Origin of the sequence: Xanthomonas citri pv. mangiferaeindicae (assembly GCA_002240395.1) — a bacterium.
Classification (GTDB): domain Bacteria; phylum Pseudomonadota; class Gammaproteobacteria; order Xanthomonadales; family Xanthomonadaceae; genus Luteimonas; species Luteimonas citri_A.
This window is the reverse complement of sequence record CP016836.1, coordinates 1,588,607-1,607,285: the sequence shown is the minus strand read 5'-3', so window position 1 is coordinate 1,607,285 and position 18,679 is coordinate 1,588,607. Positions and strand designations below refer to the sequence as shown.

Annotated in this window: 14 protein-coding genes and 1 pseudogene; 7 read left to right on the top strand and 8 right to left on the bottom strand. The window is 71.4% G+C overall.

Translation table 11 applies throughout. The features are described 5' to 3' along the window. Positions 1 to 101: 101 nt before the first annotated feature. The 3 genes from BEN78_06935 to BEN78_06925 all read right to left on the bottom strand — a co-directional run bounded on the left by BEN78_06935 (position 102) and on the right by BEN78_06925 (position 2,587). On the bottom strand, positions 102 to 1,325 hold the full coding sequence (locus tag BEN78_06935) for a lytic transglycosylase (protein ASR43159.1): 1,224 nt from the start codon (positions 1,323 to 1,325) through the stop codon (positions 102 to 104). Positions 1,326 to 1,467: 142 nt separating this feature from the next. Then, positions 1,468 to 1,866: a hypothetical protein gene (locus tag BEN78_06930; protein ASR43158.1), complete on the bottom strand. Its 399-nt coding sequence runs from the start codon at positions 1,864 to 1,866 to the stop codon at positions 1,468 to 1,470. Positions 1,867 to 1,912: 46 nt separating this feature from the next. Beyond that, positions 1,913 to 2,587: a hypothetical protein gene (locus tag BEN78_06925; protein ASR43157.1), complete on the bottom strand. Its 675-nt coding sequence runs from the start codon at positions 2,585 to 2,587 to the stop codon at positions 1,913 to 1,915. 177 nt (positions 2,588 to 2,764) lie between these two features. Here BEN78_06925 and BEN78_06920 point away from each other — a divergent pair. The 4 genes and pseudogenes from BEN78_06920 (at position 2,765) to BEN78_06905 (ending at position 7,849) form a co-directional block, all read left to right on the top strand. Beyond that, positions 2,765 to 3,981: pseudogene (locus BEN78_06920) on the top strand (phosphopantothenoylcysteine decarboxylase). Beyond that, the gene (locus BEN78_06915) at positions 3,978 to 4,436 is read left to right on the top strand and encodes a deoxyuridine 5'-triphosphate nucleotidohydrolase (protein ASR43156.1); all 459 of its coding nucleotides are present in this window, start codon (positions 3,978 to 3,980) and stop codon (positions 4,434 to 4,436) included. The pseudogene BEN78_06920 and the gene BEN78_06915 overlap by 4 nt, the downstream one beginning before the upstream one ends. Positions 4,437 to 4,484: 48 nt before the next feature. Continuing rightward, positions 4,485 to 6,752, top strand: a complete 2,268-nt coding sequence (locus BEN78_06910; protein ID ASR44968.1) for a phosphomannomutase — start codon at positions 4,485 to 4,487, stop codon at positions 6,750 to 6,752. 191 nt (positions 6,753 to 6,943) lie between these two features. Continuing rightward, positions 6,944 to 7,849 carry a DNA ligase gene (locus tag BEN78_06905; GenBank protein ID ASR43155.1) on the top strand — a complete coding sequence of 302 codons (906 nt, stop codon included), beginning with the start codon at positions 6,944 to 6,946 and terminating at the stop codon, positions 7,847 to 7,849. A gap of 34 nt (positions 7,850 to 7,883) precedes the next feature. On the opposite strand, the gene BEN78_06900 is transcribed toward BEN78_06905, so the two are convergent. The 3 genes from BEN78_06900 to BEN78_06890 all read right to left on the bottom strand — a co-directional run bounded on the left by BEN78_06900 (position 7,884) and on the right by BEN78_06890 (position 12,385). Continuing rightward, positions 7,884 to 8,933: a Patatin gene (locus BEN78_06900; GenBank protein ASR43154.1), complete on the bottom strand. Its 1,050-nt coding sequence runs from the start codon at positions 8,931 to 8,933 to the stop codon at positions 7,884 to 7,886. A gap of 204 nt (positions 8,934 to 9,137) precedes the next feature. Next, positions 9,138 to 9,503: a hypothetical protein gene (locus tag BEN78_06895; protein ID ASR43153.1), complete on the bottom strand. Its 366-nt coding sequence runs from the start codon at positions 9,501 to 9,503 to the stop codon at positions 9,138 to 9,140. Positions 9,504 to 9,829: 326 nt separating this feature from the next. Next, a complete protein-coding gene (locus BEN78_06890; protein ID ASR43152.1) occupies positions 9,830 to 12,385 on the bottom strand; it encodes an ATP-dependent helicase HrpB in 2,556 nt (851 codons plus the stop codon). A gap of 130 nt (positions 12,386 to 12,515) precedes the next feature. Here BEN78_06890 and BEN78_06885 point away from each other — a divergent pair, with 130 nt between their 5' ends. The 3 genes from BEN78_06885 (at position 12,516) to BEN78_06875 (ending at position 16,221) form a co-directional block, all read left to right on the top strand. Next, positions 12,516 to 14,282, top strand: coding sequence for a ribonuclease (locus BEN78_06885; GenBank protein ASR43151.1), 1,767 nt, complete (start codon positions 12,516 to 12,518; stop codon positions 14,280 to 14,282). A gap of 74 nt (positions 14,283 to 14,356) precedes the next feature. Next, the gene (locus BEN78_06880; GenBank protein ASR43150.1) at positions 14,357 to 15,196 is read left to right on the top strand and encodes a hydrolase TatD; all 840 of its coding nucleotides are present in this window, start codon (positions 14,357 to 14,359) and stop codon (positions 15,194 to 15,196) included. A 128-nt stretch (positions 15,197 to 15,324) separates the two neighbouring features. Next, the gene (locus BEN78_06875; protein ID ASR43149.1) at positions 15,325 to 16,221 is read left to right on the top strand and encodes a hypothetical protein; all 897 of its coding nucleotides are present in this window, start codon (positions 15,325 to 15,327) and stop codon (positions 16,219 to 16,221) included. A 45-nt stretch (positions 16,222 to 16,266) separates the two neighbouring features. On the opposite strand, the gene BEN78_06870 is transcribed toward BEN78_06875, so the two are convergent. Continuing rightward, complete coding sequence (locus tag BEN78_06870; protein ID ASR43148.1) at positions 16,267 to 17,949, bottom strand: ubiquinone biosynthesis regulatory protein kinase UbiB; 1,683 nt, start codon at positions 17,947 to 17,949, stop codon at positions 16,267 to 16,269. Further along, positions 17,946 to 18,590 (bottom strand): sterol-binding protein, encoded by a 645-nt coding sequence (locus tag BEN78_06865; GenBank protein ID ASR43147.1) that lies wholly within the window; start codon positions 18,588 to 18,590, stop codon positions 17,946 to 17,948. Before BEN78_06865 ends, BEN78_06870 begins: the two co-directional genes overlap by 4 nt. Between the last annotated feature and the right edge of the window lie 89 nt (positions 18,591 to 18,679).

Sequence of the window (18,679 nt, the reverse complement as noted above, 5' to 3'; positions counted from 1 at the left end):
CATGACGTGACCGGTTCGACAATCGCAAGGAACCGGGCTCGACGCAAGGCACGCAACGTCCCCGTCATGTCCCCAGGCGGACCACCTGCGCGCCGCGAACGCTAACGGCCGGCCTGCAAGGCCTCGAGAATGCGGCGTCCTGCCCGGCCGTCGTCGGGCGTGAGTCCAAGCCGGCGCTGCTCGGCCTGGATCGCACGCCGGGTCGCGGTCCCGATCATCCCGTCGACCTCGCCGATGTCGTGTCCGCGCGCAGCGAGCAGGGTCTGCAATGCGCGGCGGTCGGCGCGCGACAGCCCAGGATCGTCGGTCGGCCACGGCGTCTTCAGACCGGTCCCGCCACGCAACTGGTCGGCGAGCAAGGCAATTGCCAGCGCGTAGCTTTCGGCGGCGTTGTACGAGTAGATCGCATCGTAGTTGCGCAGCACCAGGAACGTCGGGCCCGAGGCCCCGGTCGGTGCGATCACCGCCGCGCGCGTGTCACCGGCCGGCAGCGCGCCGCCGTCGACGCGGGTCACGCCGCGCGCGGCCCAGTCGGACACGGACCGGCGGTTCGTGCGCCCGGCCTGCGCGATCGCAAAGCCCGGCGGCAGCCGAACCTCGTAGCCCCAGGGCTGGCCACTGCTCCAGCCGGCGCGCGCGAGGTAGTTCGCGGTCGAGGCCAGGGCGTCGGGAATGCTGTCGACGAGATCGCGGCGGCCGTCGCCGTCGAAATCCACCGCGATGCGCGCGTAGGTGCTGGGCATGAACTGCGTGTGGCCGAACGCGCCGGCCCAGGAGCCAGTCAAGCCCGGATCGCGCAGATCGCCCTTGTGCAGGAGTTCGAGCAGCGCCAGGAACTCGCCACGGAAGAACGGCTGCCGGCGCCCGTTGCAGGCCAGCGTGGCGAGCGACACGCGCAGCGGCCGCTTGCCCGAGATGCGGCCGTAGTCGCTCTCCACGCCCCAGACCGCGACGACAGTCTGGGCATCGACACCGTACTGCGCCGACACCCGTGCCAGCAGGTCGCGGTGCTCGGCCAGCATCGCGCGCCCATCCTCGACGCGCTGCGCGTCTACCAACCCTGCCAGGTAATCCCACAGCGGCGTGGTGAATTCGGGTTGCGCGTCGAGCAGCGGCAACACGCTCATGTCCGGCTGCAGGTCGGACGTCAGCCGATCAAAGGCGTCGCCGGGAATGCCGCGCTTGGCGGCATCACCGCGGATACCGACCAAGCACTGAGCGAACGCTGCCGGGTTGGCGGGCGGTGGCGGCGGCGTGGCCGCGGCAACCACGCCGGCTGCGCCCAGCAGTGCGAAAGTGGTGACGGCACGCAGAGGGCTCTTCATCGAATGGAACTCCGGGGCAGAACGGCCACGCCACTGTGCCTCACGAGGCCGGCAGCGGACGCGTGTGTGGATTCGGGTTTAACGCGCCGCTCAGGCGGCAGCGCATGAAACACGGTGGAGCGCGCGGAAGGTGGACCCGGTCTCAGGCCACATCGCCGTCGACGTAGTACCAGTGACCGTCCTCGTGCACGAACCGGCTGCGCTCGCGCATGCGCACGACGCTGCCGCCACCGATGCGATAGCGCGCGACGAACTCGACCTCGGCGCGATCGTCGTCCAGCACGTCGAACGCGCGCACGTCCAGGCCCAGCCACGTGGGCTGTGGCCCGCGCAGATCGAGATCCCGCGGGCAGGTGCGCGGATGCCAGCTGGCGCGCAGGTAGTCGACATCGCCGCGCGCGTAGGCGCTGTAACGCGCGCGCATCAGCGTCTCGGCATCGGGCGCCGGCATACCGGCGTGGATGCGACCGCAGCAATCGTCGAACGACAGGCGGCGGCCACAGGGACAGGCGGTCAGGGAGGACGGATCGGACGCGGGCATCCGCGCATTGTGCAAGCACCGTGGCGCGATCGCGAGCGACGCGCCCTCACAGAAAGCCCGTCGCGGCCAGCGACACCGCCTCGCCCTCGCCGATGACCAAGTGGTCGAGCACACGCACGTCGACCAGCGACAGCGCCTGGCGGATCATGCTCGTCACCGTCCGGTCGGCACCGCTCGGGCAATTGTTGCCGCTGGGATGGTTGTGGCCGACGATGATCGCTGCGGCGTTGTGTGCGAGCGCGCGCCGTGCGAGTTCGCGCGGATACACCTCGGCATTGTCGATCGTGCCCTGGAACACCTCCTCGAAGGCCAGCGCGCGGTGCCGGGCGTCGAGATAGAGCACGGCGAAGACTTCATGGGGAAGACCACGCAGGCGCTGGGTGAAATAGCGACCGGCGGCGCCTGGATCGGTGATCGCCTCGCCGCGTTCAAGCGTCTGGGCCAGCACCCGGTTGCCCACTTCGAGTGCGGCGCTCAGGCCACTGGCGCGCGCCATGCCCAGGCCCGGCAGCTGCGCGAGCCCCTGTGGCCCGCGCTCGAGCAGCGCGCGCAGCGAGCCGTGGTCCTTGAGCAGCTGGCGGCCGGTCGCCACCGCATCCATGCCGCGCAGTCCCGAGCCCAGGAAGATCGCCAGCAGCTCCGCGTCCGACAGTGCGCCCGCGCCCCGGGCAAAGAGTTTCTCGCGCGGTCGCTCGCTCTTGGGCCATTTCGAGATATGCATCGCCGCCTCCGTTGGGGGAGCCGGCACCGGCGCGACGCGACGGGGAGGGTGTCGGACGCGCATCGCCGATGCCGGCGGGACCTGTATTGCAACGCGTGCGCAAGCCCCGGCGCAGCCAGCGGTCCACCTCGCTTCGGGTAAGCTGTCGGTCGATTTTCCGGTAGGGCTTCCCCGACCATGGCTGGCGCGTCGACCTCGCTGCATGGGCAGCGCATCCTGCTGTGCGTGTGCGGCGGCATCGCCGCCTACAAGGCCGCCGATCTGGTGAGGCGTCTGCGTGAAGCCGGCGCCCAGGTGCGCGTGGCGATGACCGACAGCGCGCTGCACTTCGTGTCGGCCGCGACCTTCCAGGCGGTGTCGGGCGAACCGGTGCGCACCACCTTGTGGGACCCGGGCGCCGAGGCCGCGATGGGCCACATCGAGCTGGCACGGTGGGCCACGCGCGTGGTGGTGGCGCCTGCGACTGCGAACACGCTGGCCAAGCTCGCGCATGGCTTTGCCGACAACCTGGTCACCACGCTGTGCCTGGCGACGACCGCGCCGCTGACCGTGTGCCCGGCGATGAACCACCGCATGTGGCTGCACCCGGCCACGCAGGCCAATCTTGCGCTGCTGCGCGAGCGCGGCGCGCAGATCGTGGGGCCGGAGGACGGCCCACTGGCGGAAGGCGAATCGGGCCCCGGACGACTGGCCGAGCCGACCGCGATCGTCGCGGCGCTGCCGGTATGAGCGGGCCGCTGGCCGGCCGGCGCGTGGTCGTCAGTGCCGGACCGACCTACGAGGATCTCGATCCGGTGCGCTTCCTGGGCAACCGCAGCAGCGGCAAGATGGGCTTCGCGGTCGCCGCGGCTGCCGCGCGGGCCGGTGCCGACGTGCTGTTGGTGGCCGGCCCCGTGCACCTGCCCACACCCGATGGCGTGACGCGCGTGGACGTACGCTCGGCCGCGCAGATGCATGACGCGGTGTTCGCTGCCCTGCCCGCCGACGTCTACGTCGGTGCCGCAGCGGTCGCGGACTTCACGCCGGCCCAGGTCGCGACCTCGAAAATCAAGAAGCGTGTGGGCGAGGTCGGCCTGACGCTCGAATTGGTGCGCACGCGCGACATCCTCGCCGAGCTCGCCGCCGACCCGCGCCGGCCCCGGCTGGTGGTCGGCTTCGCCGCCGAGACCGACGATGTCGATGGCAATGCCCGCCACAAACTCGCCGCCAAGCGCGTCGACCTGATCGCGGCCAACCGCGTCGGCGTTGCCGGCAGCGGGTTCGAAGGCGACGACAACCTGCTGGTGGTGTACGACGCCGCCGGCCAGCACCCGCTGGGGCCCGGCCCCAAGACCGCGGTCGCGGCCGACCTGGTCGCGCTGATCGCCCACCGCCTCGATCCGGAGCCGCCATGAATCACATCCTCGACGTCCGCGTGCTCGATGCCCGCTTCGGCCAGCAGTGGCCGCTGCCGGCTTACGCCACCGAAGGCAGCGCCGGTCTCGACCTGCGCGCGGCGCTCGACGAGCCGTTGGCGCTGTTGCCCGGCGACGTCGCGCTGGTGCCCTCGGGCCTGGCGATCCATATCGGTGACCCGGGCCTGTGCGCAGTCGTGTTGCCGCGTTCGGGGCTGGGCCACAAGCACGGCATCGTGCTCGGCAACGGCACCGGCCTGATCGACGCCGACTACCAGGGCCCGCTGATGATCAGCGTCTGGCACCGCGGCAAGGACGCCTTCACCATCGAACCGGGCGACCGCATCGCGCAGCTGGTGCTGCTGCCGGTGGTGCGCGCGACGCTCAACGTGGTGGATACTTTCGTCGACACCGCACGTGGCGCCGGGGGATTCGGGCACTCGGGCGTACGCTGACGGGGACAGGCCATGGGCGAGAAGGATCCGCATCGCACACGCGAACTGATGACGCAGTTGGGACGCGTTGCACCGGTGCTCGCCGTGGTGCTGGCGCTGCTGGCCTTATGGTGCGCCTGGCAGGGCGTCCGTCAGTGGCAGGCCGGGCAGCGCAGCACCAGCGTGACGCAGGCGCGCGATGCCGCGGTCGATGCGACCGGACAGGCGCTGCAGGCCGAGCTGCGGCGGATGCGCGAACGCCTGGCCAGCGCACCGGTGCAGCGCGCGCTGCAGGACGGCCGCCTGGATGCCGCCGGTGCCGCACTCGGCCGCGACTGGCCCGGCGCGACCGGCGTGATGGTGGTCCCGCACGATCTGCGCAGCGAGTACAACGCCTTGGCGCAAGGCCGTTTCGGCCGGCTCGCAGCCCTCGAAAGCGCACTCGCCGCCGGCGAGCCGGTGCTGATGGTGGCCCACGGCCCCGCCGGTCCGCAGGTTCTGATCACTGCCCCGGCGCATGCGGGCGCGCGACCGGTGGGGGTGGCGATCGCTGTGCTCCCGCTCGAGCGCGCGACCGCCGGCCTGGCCGCTGCCGATGTCGACCCGGCGACCTACGTCGCACTACGGCAGGGAAGCCAGACCCTGATGGCGCGCGGCGAGCCGGCGCTGTCGAACGTCGCCGAGCGCCTGGGCCGACCGGTGCCGGGCACGCAACTGCGGATCGTCGCGGCGACTCCGCACGTCGGTCGCCCGCCACTTGGACTATCCGCATTGCCGTTGTGGGTGCTCGCCGCGACGCTGCTGGTCCTGGCGATCGCGGTGGGGCGGCTCGCACGGCGGCGCTCGCCTGCCGGCAGCGAACCCGATGCCGAGCCCACGCTCGCCCAGTCGTTGCAAACCGCGGATGTGGACCGGCCGGTGCACCGCCCGGCACCAGCCACCGCCCCTAAACCGGCAGCGGCGCGGCTCGATCCTGCGATCTTCCGCGCCTACGACATCCGGGGCGTCGTCGGGCGCACACTCGATGCCGCGATCGCCGAGTCGATCGGACGCGCGATCGGCTCGCTGATGCACGAGCAGGGGCTCGACGAGATCGTGGTCGGCCGCGACGGCCGGCTCTCGGGGCCCGACCTCGCCGCCGGCCTCGTCGCCGGGCTGCGCGCGAGCGGGCGCAATGTCGTCGACATTGGCTTGGTGCCGACGCCGCTGACCTACTTCGCCGCCTACCACCTGCGCACCGGTTGCTGCGTGTCGATCACCGGCAGCCACAACCCGCCCGAATACAACGGCTTCAAGATCGTTGTCGGCGGCGAGACGCTGGCGGGCGACGCCATTGCCGACCTGCACGCGCGCATCGCAGGTGAACGCCTGTATGCCGCGCCCGTTCCCGGTGGGCTGGTCGAACGCGATCTCGCCGACGACTACGTCCGGCGCATCGCCGACGACATCCAGATTGCACGGCCGCTGAAGGTCGTCGTCGATGCCGGCAACGGCGCAGCGGGCACACTGGGCCCACGCGTGCTCGAGGCGATCGGCGCCGACGTGATCCCGCTGCACTGCGAGATCGACGGCACCTTCCCGAACCACCACCCCGATCCGAGCGAGCCGCGCAACCTGGCCGACCTGATCGATGTGGTCAAGCGCATGGACGCCGATCTGGGTGTGGCCTTCGACGGCGATGGCGACCGGCTGGGTGTGGTTGCCGCCGATGGCGCCATCATCGACGCCGATCGCTTGCTGATGCTATTTGCCGCCGACCTGCTCGAACGCAATCCCGGCGCATTGATCGTCCACGACGTCAAATGCACGGGACGCTTGACCGGCCATGTGCTGCGTCACGGCGGCAGCCCGTTGATGTGGAAGACCGGCCACTCGCTGATCAAGGCCAAGATGCGCGAGACCGGTGCCGAACTGGCCGGCGAAATGAGCGGCCATTTCTTCTTCGCCGAGCGCTGGTTCGGCTTCGACGACGGCCTCTACGCCGCCGCGCGGCTGTTGGAGATCCTCGCGCTGCAGGCCGACCCCACCGCCGCGCTCCACGCGCTGCCGGTCGGCGTCTCGACGCCCGAGCTCAAGGTCGACGTGCCCGGCGGCGATCCGCACGCCTTCGTCGCCCGGTTCCTCGCGCAGGCCGCATTCGACGGCGCACGGCTGTCGACGATCGACGGGCTGCGTGCGGACTGGCCCGATGGCTGGGGACTGGTGCGCGCGTCCAACACAACGCCGGTGCTGGTGCTGCGCTTCGATGCCGACGATGCGCAGGCCCTGGCGCGGATCCAGGCGCTGTTTCGCGAGCGCCTGCTCGCGATCGAACCGGAACTGACGCTGCCGTTCTGAGGCGCGTATTGCAGGCGGCGGCGACTGACCGCCCGCCACGCAGGCGCGCTGCGGCCGGTGCCAAGGACGCGCGCCGCGCGCCGCCCGACCCGCGCTTGCGGCCGAGTCCGACATCGGCACGGGCGACCGGCCGATGCCCTGCATCGACACAGTGATCGACGCTGACGGCACACCTTCACCGGAGTGCCGTCATGTCGATGCCGATCCGTCTGTCCTGCCTGCTATGGCTGTGCACTGGCCTTGCGCCGATGTCGGTGCCTGCGCAGCCCGCCACCGATGCGCTGATGCTGGCCACCGACCTGCGTGGCGAGATCGATGTGGAGGCCTATTACGTCAGCGAGAAACTCGACGGCGTGCGCGGGCGCTGGGACGGCCGGGCACTGTGGACGCGTGGCGGCCAGCGCATCTCGGTCCCGGCGGGCTTCACTCGCGGCTGGTCCGATGGGCCGATGGACGGCGAGCTGTGGCTCGGGCGTGGCCGGTTCGAGGAAACGAGCGCGCTCGTGCGCGGCGCCGACCCGACCGATCCGCGCTGGCGGCACCTGCGGTTCCTGGTCTTCGACCTGCCCGACCATCCCGGCCCGTTCTCCGATCGCGTTGCCGCAATGCGGCAGCTGTCCGCGCGCATGACGCATCCGCACTTGGCGATCGTGGCGCAGACCCACCTGCCCTCGCGGCCTGCACTCGATACCCGGCTGGCCGAGGTCGTCGCCAGCGGCGGCGAGGGATTGATGCTGCACCACCGCGACGCGCGCTACGCCGCCGGCCGCAGTCCCGCACTGCGCAAGCTCAAGCCGTTCGACGATGCCGAGGCGCGGGTGGTGGGCTATCTGCCGGGCAAGGGCAAGTACACCGGGATGGTCGGCGCACTGCTGGTCGAGCATCGCGACGGGCGCCGGTTCCGGATCGGCAGCGGGCTGCGTGATGCGCAACGGATCGACCCGCCGGCGATCGGCAGCCTGGTCACCTACCGCCACAACGGCGTGACCAGCAACGGCCTGCCACGTTTCGCCCGGTTCCTGCGAGTGCGCGACGATGAACCGCGCGGCCGGCAGGCCGACGAAGGCACCGGCGCGCCTGTCACGGCGCCTCGCTGAGCAAGGTCGGCCGGCGTCAGCCGACCTCGCGTGATCAGCAGGCGCGTTCCTTGGCGAACGGGTTGAGCCGGCGTACCCAGCTGTCACCGCAGTCGATGTCCACTGGCTCGGGCTCGACCGGCTTGGCAGGCGCACGCGCAGCCGCACGTGCGCGCTCGAGTTCGGCCAGCTTCTCACGGATGCGCGGTATCGCAGCCAGCGCGGCACGCTCGCCCTGCAGGATCGCTGCGTTGCGCTGTTCGAAGCTGGCCGGCCCGATGTCGTTGACCTGCGGCCGGATCACCACATCCGCGCGCGCCAGTTCCTGACGCCCGAGGTTCTGGCCCATGATCGCGATCGACTGGTTGACGATGCCCAGCATGCTGCCCGGCGTGCTGCCGCTGGCCTTGCTGGAAATGTCGACCGCGATCACCAGGTCGGCGCCGAGTTGGCGGGCCGCGTCCACCGGCACCGGGCTGACGACCCCGCCGTCGACATAGTGGCGGTCGCCGATCTTCACCGGCTCGAACACCCCCGGCACGCTGCTCGAGGCGCGCACCGCCTGGCCGGTATTGCCGCGGACGAATACGATGCGGTCGCCGGTTTCCAGGCGCGTGGCAACCGCCGCGAACGGAATCGGCAAGCGATCGATCGTGCGGTTGCCGACCTCGCGATTGACGTAGTCCTGAAGTGCGACGCCCTGCACCAGCCCGCCGGAGAACAACCGCACGTCACGGATGCTCGATTCGTCGAGCGCGACTGCCCGCTCCTGCATCCGGAACGGATCCATGCCGCTCGCGTACAGCGCGCCGACCACGCTGCCGGCGCTGGTCCCGGCGACGACATCGGCCTTGATGCCATTGGCTTCGAGCATCTTGATCACACCGATGTGCGCAAACCCCTTGGCCGCGCCACCGCCCAGCGCCAGGCCGATCCGGACCGGTGGCGTCCTGGTCGCAGGCGCCGCGGGCGTCGCCGCAGGCGTCGCCGGCACGGGTTTGACGTTCTCGCGTCCGCAGCCGGCCGCAAGCATCGTCAAAGCGCACAACACGAGCGCCAGCGGTGCGCGGCGCGAGCGGGACAACGACGGGAGGCGTGGACGCATGGCGGTGGCATCGAAAGGGCGAGGCGCGAGGATACCGGGGCACGCCCCGCACGAGCAGTGGCTGGCGGCATACGATCCGCGTGCCCGGTGCGCGGGCGCCATTGTCGCCCGGGCCGGCACGACAAAAAGCGGCCGATCCTGCCGGGATCGGCCGCTTCATCGCTACATCGAAACGACGCCGCGATGCGACGTCGCCGGTGGGGCTCAGGCCTCGTCGGTGTCGCCCGCCGCGGACCGTCCGCGCGTCGCGGTGGTCGAACGCTTGCGTGCAGCAGCGTTGCCGGCCTCGATGCGACGCGAATTGCCCTGGATGGCACCGTTCGCCTGCTTCTTGCGGTACTGCCGGGCAGCGACCCAGACCAGGCCCAGACCGATGGCACTGGCCGCCACGATCGCCGGGTTGCGGCGCAGGAACCCGCCGGCAACCTTCGCACCGGTGCGCGCGGCGCCCACGGTCAGACCGGTCTTGAGCCACTTTTCCGCCGTGCCCGGAATCGCGTGGCGCAGGCTGTCGCCTGCCTGGCCGACCAGCGACACGGCCTTGTCGGACAGCGCTTCGAACTTGCTCATCGGGGGCTCCTGAGAATGGCCATGAGGAAAAGGCGGCCAGTCTGCGTCGGCGACCGTCGAACCAGCGTGAGCGCAGGCCTGGCGTGCCGGGGCGTTCAACCGCCGTTGTGCAGCCGCGCCGCGCCACGCACCACCAACACCCGCAGCCGCGCCACGCACGCCCGACCGCCGCGACAAAGTCCCACCGTCGCCACGGGTCCGGATCCCGACGCCGCTAGATCCCCCCTTTGGCTTTGCACGATGGGTCGCGGGCGCGTTCCGCGCCGCGCACCTCCAACACCCGCGGCCATGCCACACCGTCGCCACGGGTCCGGATCCCAACGCCGCTAGGTACCTCTTGGCTTTGCACGATGGGTCGCGGGCGCGTTCCAGGGATCCTCCGGCCACGGATGCTTCGGATACCGCCCCTTCATCTCCTTGCGCACCTCGGGATACGTCCGTGCCCAGAATCCCTGCAGATCGCGGGTGACCTGCAGCGGCCGACCGGCCGGCGACAGCAGGTGGATCGTCAGCGCAACGCGGCCATCGACGATCGCCGGCGTGTCGGCCAGTCCGAACAGTTCCTGCAGCTTGACCGCGAGCACCGGCGCGCGTGGCGTGCCGTCGGCCTCGAGGCCGTAGTCGATGGCGCGCGCCTGGCCGGACGGCACCGTGATCCGCACCGGCGCCAAGCGGTCGAGCTGCTGGCGCTGCGGCCAGTCGAGCCGACCCTGCAACGCCTGCGCGAAGGTGTCGGCATCCAGCGCGTCGAGCCGCGTGCAGCCGGCGAAAGCTGGCGCCAGCCAGTCCTCGCGGGTGGCCAGCAACGCGGCATCGGACAGGTCGGGCAGGCCCAGCTCGGGCATCCACGCCCGCAGCCCCTGGACGCGCGCCTGCCACTGGCGCAGTCCGTCGCGCCACGGCAGCACGTCGAGCCCGAGTTCGCCGACCGCGTCGCTGAGCGCGCGCGCAGCCTGCGCCGGATCGACCCGGCCGTTGGGCCGGGCGTCGAGCACGATGCCGTCGAAGCGTTGCACGCGCAGGCCCACCAGCGCGCGCTTGCCCGCATCCCAGTGGGTCTCGTCGGCGACGACGAAGCGCGCAGGCCAGGCCCGGCGCAGCTGCGCCTCGTCGACCGGCGCGCCACGCAGCAGCAGCGCGTCGCGCGCCTCGAAGCGCAGATCGCTGGCGACGATCCATGGCTCACCGAGCAAGGCGCTGTCGTCGAACAACCGGGCCATGCGCCCGTTGCTCAGGCCATAGCGTCGGGCGTCACGGGCATGGCGATGCCCGATCCGGTCCGGGAAGGCGTACGCGAGCAAGTCACCGAGTGCATGCGCCGGCACGCTCGATGGCGGCGCGACCTCGACCCGCAGGCGTCGCCGCCATTGCCGGGCCGCCGCATCGATCGCCGCCAGCGCCGAGCGCGCGGCATCGGCCGGCACGCGCCCGGCGCGGAACGCGGCCAGCGCCTGCCAACGCACCGCCAGCGCGTCCGAACGCGTCGCGCCGCGCATCGGATCGCGCGCCTCGATCAGCGCGCACAGGTCGCAGGCCAGTGCACGCGCGGCCGGTGCGTCGGCGGCCAGCAACATCGCGGCCAGCCGCGGATGGGTGCCCAGCGCGAGCATGCGCCGCCCGGCCGGCGTGATCGCATCTGTCGTATCGAGCGCGTCGAGCCGGCGCAGCAGATCGCGTGCGGCCGCCAGCGCGCCGACCGGCGGCGCATCGGGAAACGCGAGCGCGTTGTCGCCCCAGGCCGCCAGTTCGAGTGCGAGCGCCGCCAGCTCGACCTGCGCGATCTCGGGACGACGCTGCGGCTCGAGCCGTTGCGATTCGGGCCACAGCCGCAGCGCCACGCCGGGCGCGACACGCCCGGCACGCCCGGCGCGCTGGTCGGCCGAGGCCTGACTGATCGTCACCACGTCCAGCCGCGAGAACCCGCTATTGGGATCGAAGCGCGGTTCGCGCGCCAGTCCGCTGTCGATCACGATGCGCACGCCCGGCAACGTGACGCTGCTCTCGGCGACATTGGTCGCCAGCACGATCCGGCGCCGGCCGTCGGCGGCCGGCTGCAGCACATGCGTCTGCGCCTCGACCGGCAGCTCGCCGTGGAGCGCGAGCACCTCAGGCGTGCCGCGAGCGCCGCTTGCGTCCAGCCGCTGGACATCGCCCTCCAGCAGCGCCTGCACGCGCGCGATCTCGCGCTGGCCGGGCAGAAACACCAGCACGTCGCCCGGATACGCGGCGAGCGCGTCCGCCAGCACGCGGCGGACCTGCTGCGCCAGCGCTTCGTCCCGACGCGGCGGCGCGTGGGAGATCTCCACCGGGAAGCTGCGCCCGGCGCTCGACAGGCGCGGCGCATCCAGCCACTGCGCGATGCGCGCCCCATCGAGCGTGGCCGACATCACCACGAGGCGCAGGTCTTCGCGCAGGCCCGCCTGCACCTCGCGCGCCAGCGCCAGCCCCAGGTCGCCGGACAAGTGCCGCTCGTGGAATTCGTCGAACAGCAGCGCACCGACGGCGCCCGATCGATCGCCGCCGAGTTCGGGATCGTCCTGCAGCATCCGGGTCAGGATGCCTTCGGTCACGACCTCGATGCGCGTGCGCGCCGACACCCGGTGTTCGAAGCGGATGCGGTAGCCGACCGTGCCGCCGACCTCCTCGCCGAGTTGGCGAGCCATGAACGTCGCGGCCGAACGCGCTGCGACCCGGCGCGGCTCGAGCATCACGATGCGGCGGCCAGCCAGCCAGGGCGCATCGAGCAGCGCCAGCGGCACCTGCGTGGTCTTGCCGGCACCGGGCGGCGCCTCGAGCACCAGCCGCGGGTGCGCGGCCAGGCTGGCGAGCAGCTCGGGAAGCAGCGGGGCGATCGGAAAATCGGGAGCAGCGGCGGTGGTCACGGCGCACAGGCTAGCGGGCCGGTCGGCCGCGCGATAGGCGTGGCGAGCCGGCGGCCGCTTAGGGTTGTCCCGGGTGGCAACCGTCATCTGCGGCGCTTAAGGTCGGCACGTCTCCGAGCCCGGAATCGCCATGCCCCCTCGCCATCCCCGTCCCGTCCGCGCTGCGGCGTGGGTGCTCGCCCTGCTCGCGGCCCCGGCTGCGCATGCCGAGGTATTCGTCAACGAGCTGCACTACGACAATGCCGGCGCCGATGTCGGCGAGGCCGTGGAGATCGTCGCCACCGCCGGCGAGGACATCGCCAGTTACCGGCTGTGGCTCTACAACGGCAGCAACACGCCGAATGCGGCGACGACCTACGGCAATGTGGCGGTGCCCGCCGGCCAGCCGCGCAGCTGCGGCACGACGGTGTCGATCGCGACGGTGACCTTCCCGCGCGACGGCCTGCAGAACGGCCCCAACGACGGCATCGCGCTCGTCGATGCGGCCGGCAACGTCGTGCAGTTCATCAGCTACGAGGGCACGATCGTCGCCGGCAACGGCCCGGCCGCCGGTCTTTCGAGCCGCAACCTGCCCGTGTCCGAGAGCGCGTCGGCGCCAGTCGGCACCTCGCTGCAGCTCACCGGCAGCGGCGCAACCGCCGACGACTTCGACTGGGCGCCGTCCGCGTCGCAGACCTTCGGGGCCTGCAACACCGGCCAGACCTTCGCCAGTACCGGCGCAGGCCCGAGCACACCGCCGGCGGTGGTCGCAACCGTCCCGGTGGCCGGTGCCGGCGATTTCCCGGCCGCCGGCGATCTGTCGGTGGACTTCAACGAAGCGGTCACGCTGTCGCCGGGCGCGTTTGTGCTGCAATGCGCGACGTCGGGCACGATCGCGCTCGACCATGCGACCAGCGGCACGCACTTCGCGTTGTCGACCGGCACAGCCCTGCACGGCGGCGAGGCGTGCACGCTCAGTATCAGCGCCGCGGCCATCCACGACGCCGATGGACTGCAACCGGCCAGCGATGCCAGCGTCGCGTTTACCGTCGCCAGCGGCAGCACCGGCGGCGGCGACTACTACGCCCGCGTCAATACCGGCAGCGCCGCACAACTGCGCTGCTCGCTGCACGCCACGATCCGCGGCCACACCTCATATCCCTACAGCGGCAGCGGCACCAGCACCTGGACGATCCTGGAGATCGCCGACGAGGATCCCAACGACTCGGGCCGGATCCTCGACGCCTATCGCAATCGCAGCTACACCAAGGTGTCGGGCCGCGCGGGCACCGGCAGCGGCCTGACCTACAACCGCGAACACACCTGGCCCAAGTCGCTGGGGTTCCCAAGCGCGACCGGCGACAAGGGCCTGCCCAATGCGCCGCACACCGACGCGCACATGCTCTATCTCACCGATACCGACCACAACGCCGCGCGCGGCAACAAGCCGTTCGCCGACTGCAGCACCCAGGCCAGCTGCAGCGAGCGCGCGACCGAGGCCAACCACGGCGTCGGTGGCGGCACCGGCACGTTCCCCGGCAACTCGAACTGGACCGACAACGCCGGCTTCCAGGTCTGGCGCCATCGCAAAGGCGACATGGCGCGCGCGGTGCTGTACATGGCGATCCGCTACGAGGGCGGCACGCACCCGTCGACCGGCCAGTCCGAGCCCGACCTGGAACTGACCGACGACCGCAGCCGCATCGTAGGCACGTCGGCCTCGCCGGCCTACATGGGCCTGCTGTCGACGCTGCTCGCCTGGCACCAGGCCGATCCGCCCGATGCAGCCGAACGCACACGCAACGAGGTCGTCTACAGCTTCCAGGGCAATCGCAATCCGTTCGTCGACCACCCCGAGTGGGCGACCCGCGCCTTGTTCGAGAGCAGCCGGCCGGCCAGCTGCCAGTTGGCGAACTGAAAGTCCTGCGCCCGTCCGGCACGCACCACGTGCCGGGCGCGGCGCGCGACGTGGCCGTCGACGCACGGCCTACAATGCGCAGCCCGTTCCCAAGGTGCTCGCGCGTGACCCCGCCCCTGATCGACATCGGCGCCAATCTCACCCACGACAGCTTCGACCGCGACCGCGACGCCGTGCTGGCGCGCGCGCGCGATGCCGGCGTGAACCGGATGATCGTCACCGGCGCCAGCCGCGAGCACTCGCCCAAAGCGCTCGAGCTCGCGCGCCAGCACCCCGGCATGCTGTACGCGACCGCCGGCGTGCATCCGCACCACGCGGCCGAATACACCGAGGAATGCGACGCCGAACTGCGCGCGCTGCATGCACACGCCGAGGTCGTGGCGGTGGGCGAATGCGGGCTCGACTACTTCCGCGACTTTTCGCCGCGACCGGCGCAGCGCCGCGCGTTCGAGCGCCAGTTGCAGATCGCGGCCGATCTCGCCGCCGCCGGCACGCCCAAGCCGCTGTTCCTGCACCAGCGCGACGCACACGACGACTTCATCGCGATCATGAAGGACTTCGAGGGTCGGATCGGGCCGGCGGTCGTGCACTGCTTCACCGCCGGCCGGCGCGAATTGTTCGACTGCCTCGACCGCGACTGGCACATCGGCATCACCGGCTGGCTGTGCGACGAGCGCCGTGGCCGCCACCTGCGCGAACTGGTGCCCAACATCCCCGCACACCGGCTGATGGTCGAGACCGACGCACCGTACCTGCTGCCGCGCACGCTCGACCCGATGCCCAAGGACCGCCGCAACGAGCCGGCATTCCTGCCGCACATCGTCGCCGAACTCGCACGCGACCGCGGCCAGACGCCCGAGGCCGTGGCCGCAGCCACCACGACCACGGCAGCGGCGTTCTTCGGTCTGGATTGATCGCACAGGACTGCGCGGCATCGCCATACCGGTGATCCGGGCACACCGCCCGCCCCTGCGCACGCGGCGCGAAACACCGCGGGTGGCGAGCATGCGATGCTCGCCGCTCCGCCATCAGGACAGATCGCATGATCGAGATGATGATTCCGCAGCGCCGCCACGACCTGGGAGGCGGCTTCTCGGTCGGCCGGGTGCTGCCGTTCGCCAAGCGACGCATGATTGGGCCCTTCGTGTTCTTCGACCACATGGGGCCGGTCGACCTGCCCGCCGGCATCGATCGCAGCGTCGACGTCCGTCCCCATCCGCACATCGGGCTGTCGACCGTGAGTTATCTGTTCTCCGGCCAGATCATGCACCGCGACAGCCTCGGCTACGCCCAGGCGGTCAAGCCGCACGAAGTGAACTGGATGACCGCCGGCAGCGGCATCACCCACAGTGAGCGCTTCGACCACGCGCGCCAGCACGGCGACCGTGTGCACGGCATCCAGGCCTGGGTGGCGTTGCCCGATGGACAGGAGGAGATCGCGCCCTCGTTCTCGCATCACGCCGGGCACGAACTGCCGCAATGGGACGAGGCGGGCGTCACCGGTCATCTCATCGCCGGTAGCGCCTATGGGCTGAGCGCGGGCGCCAAGACGCTCTCGCCCCTGTTCTACGCCCATCTCGAACTCGCCCCCGGCGCGGTCGCGGAGATTCCAGGCGGCCACCGGGAACGCGGCCTGTATGTCGCCACCGGCACGGTGGAACTGGACGGCGCGCGCTACGGCGCCGGGACGATGCTGGTGCTGGACGCGGCGGCCTCGCGCGTGCGCGCTGCCGAGCAGGCCACCGTGATGGTGCTGGGCGGGGAACCGATCGGCGAACGCTTCATCTACTGGAACTTCGTCTCGTCCTCGCGTGAGCGCCTGGCACAAGCGGCGGCGGACTGGAAAGCCGGTCGGATGAAACTGCCGGACGCCGACGATGCGGAGTTCATCCCGCTTCCCGACAACACGCCGTTTCCGGCGCCCCCGGCGATGTCGTAACACGGGCAGCGCACGACCGCGCCCGCGCCCGCGCCCGCGACATGGCTACCGCAACAGGCGCCCGCGCCGCGGCCACGCCGCGAGCAAGGCCCAGACGCCGCCGATACCCGCAACCCAGGTCGCGACCGGCAGGCCCGCCACCCGCGGACCGCCGGCCTCGAGCGCGTAGAGCACCGCCGCGACGATCAGCAGGCCCACGCCGAGGATCGCCGCGACCACGCGCCGCTGCATGCCCTGCATCGTGGTGGTCAGCAGCGCCAAGTCGTCGGAACGCATGCGCAGTTCGTGCCGGCCCTCGACCTGCTGCTTGAGCCAGGCGTGCAGCAGCTGCGGCATCTCCGGCGCACGCGTGACCAGTTCGGGCAGGCGATCGCGGAACTCGCGCAGCAGCCGCGGCGGGCTGTAGCGCTCGACCAAGATGCGCTCGAGCACCGGGCGGGCGACGGCCCAGATATCGAGCTTCGGATCGAGCAGTCGGCCGATGCCCTCGATGCTCAGCAGCGTCTTCTGCAGCAGGATCAGCTGCGGCTGCAATGTCAGCTCGTAGCGCTGCGCGGTGCGGAACAGCTTGCCCAGCACCTCGCCCAGCGAGATCTCCGACAGCGGCCGGGTGAAGTACGGCTCGCAGACTGCGCGCACCGCCGCCTCGAGCTCGTCGATGCGCAGATGCGCGGGCATCCAGCCTGCCTGCACGTGCAGCTCGGCGATGCGGCGGTAATCGCGGCGGAAGATCGCCATGAAGTTCTCGGCGAGGTAGTACTGATCCTCGCGCGAGAGCTGGCCCATGATGCCGAAGTCGAGCGCGATGAAGCGCGGATTGGTCGTGCGTTCGGGATCGACCCAGATGTTGCCCGCGTGCGCGTCGGCGTGAAAGAAGTTGTCGCGGAAGACCTGGGTGTAGAACACCCGCACGCCCTTGGCCGCCAGCGCGGACCGGTCGATGCCGGCCGCATCGAGCGCGGCGATGTCGTCGCTGGGAATGCCGTACACGCGCTCGAGCGTGAGCACGCGCTGGGCGGTGCGCTCCCAGACCGGCGCCGGCACGTAGAGATCGCTCGACTGCGCCCAGAAGCGCCGCAGCACCGAGGCGTTGGCGCCTTCGCGCTGCAGATCGAGCTCGGCGGCGAGGGTGTTCTCGATCTCGGCCACGACTTCGCGCGGGCGGATCTTGTCGGCGTTGGGATGGGTGCGCGCGACCAGCGCGGCGAGATTGCGCAGCAGGGCGACGTCGGCGGCGATCTGCCTCTCGATGCCCGGACGCAACACCTTGACCACGACCTCGCGCGGCGGGCCGTCGGCAGTGCCGGGCAGCATCGCCGCGTGCACCTGGGCGATCGACGCCGAGGCCAGCGGCACCGGATCGAAGGCGACGAAGGCCTGCGTGATCGGCATCGCCAGCTCGCGCTCGATGATCGCCTGCGCCAATGCGCCGTCGAACGGCGCGACCCGGTCCTGCAGCAGCGCCAGGTCGTCGACGATGTCGGGCGGCACGATGTCGCGACGGGTCGAGAGGATCTGCCCGAACTTGACGAAGATGGGCCCAAGCTCCTGCAACGCCAGCCGCAGCCGGGCGCCACGCGACTGCGCCGCGATCGTCGCCGAGGCCCGCGGCACGAATGGCCGCGCCAACCGGAGCCAGCGCTCGGCCGGCGTGCCGTCGAGCAGGTCGTCGAGTCGATACCGCAGCAGCACCCGGCCGATGCGCGAGGCGCGCAGCAGACCCTTCATGCGGCGGTCCCGCGACTGAGCCGCGCCACCCGCACCGCGAGCCGCTCGATATCGTCGCGCAGGCCGTCGACATCGTCGTAGAAGGCCTCGAGTTCGGCGCGCGGCACCACATCGCGCGTTTCCTCGGTCACGTACTCGGCCGCACTTTCGGCCAGGTTGCGGCCGACCTCCTGCGCTTGGCGCAGCGCCGCGGCGAAGGCGTTGGCGACCTGCACACCGACGACCTCGCCGAGCACGGCGACGAACGGCCGCTGCCAGTCAGGATCGAAGCCCGCGGCCAGGCGCTGCAGGCGGCGCGCGAGCTCGGCATCGCCCGAGACCCGGACCTGGCCGATCGGCGGCGCGTCGCCGCGGCGCAGGAACGGCAGCTGGCCAAGCGCGCCGGCCAGCGTGGTCCGCACCGACAGGTCGGCCTCGACCTCAGGATCGACCGGGCCCACGCGCAGGCGGTCGCCGTCCACGCGCAACGTCAACGCCAGCGGCGGCGCACTGAGCGCGAGCGCAATCTGCTGGCCGTCGAGGGCGCGCAGTGCCGCGCCGGTGTCGGCATCGAGCGCGATCGCGCGGTTGAGCGCGGTCTCCAGCGCGCGGCCAGCCATCGGCTTGAGCAGGGAGAACGGAGAGAACGGAAAGTCGGCCATGACGCGATTGTAGCGTCGGGCCTGGGCCGAAGCGCTCGCGCGGCGCAACGCAAAAGGCCCGCCGGTGGCGGGCCTTTTGCGTCATCGCG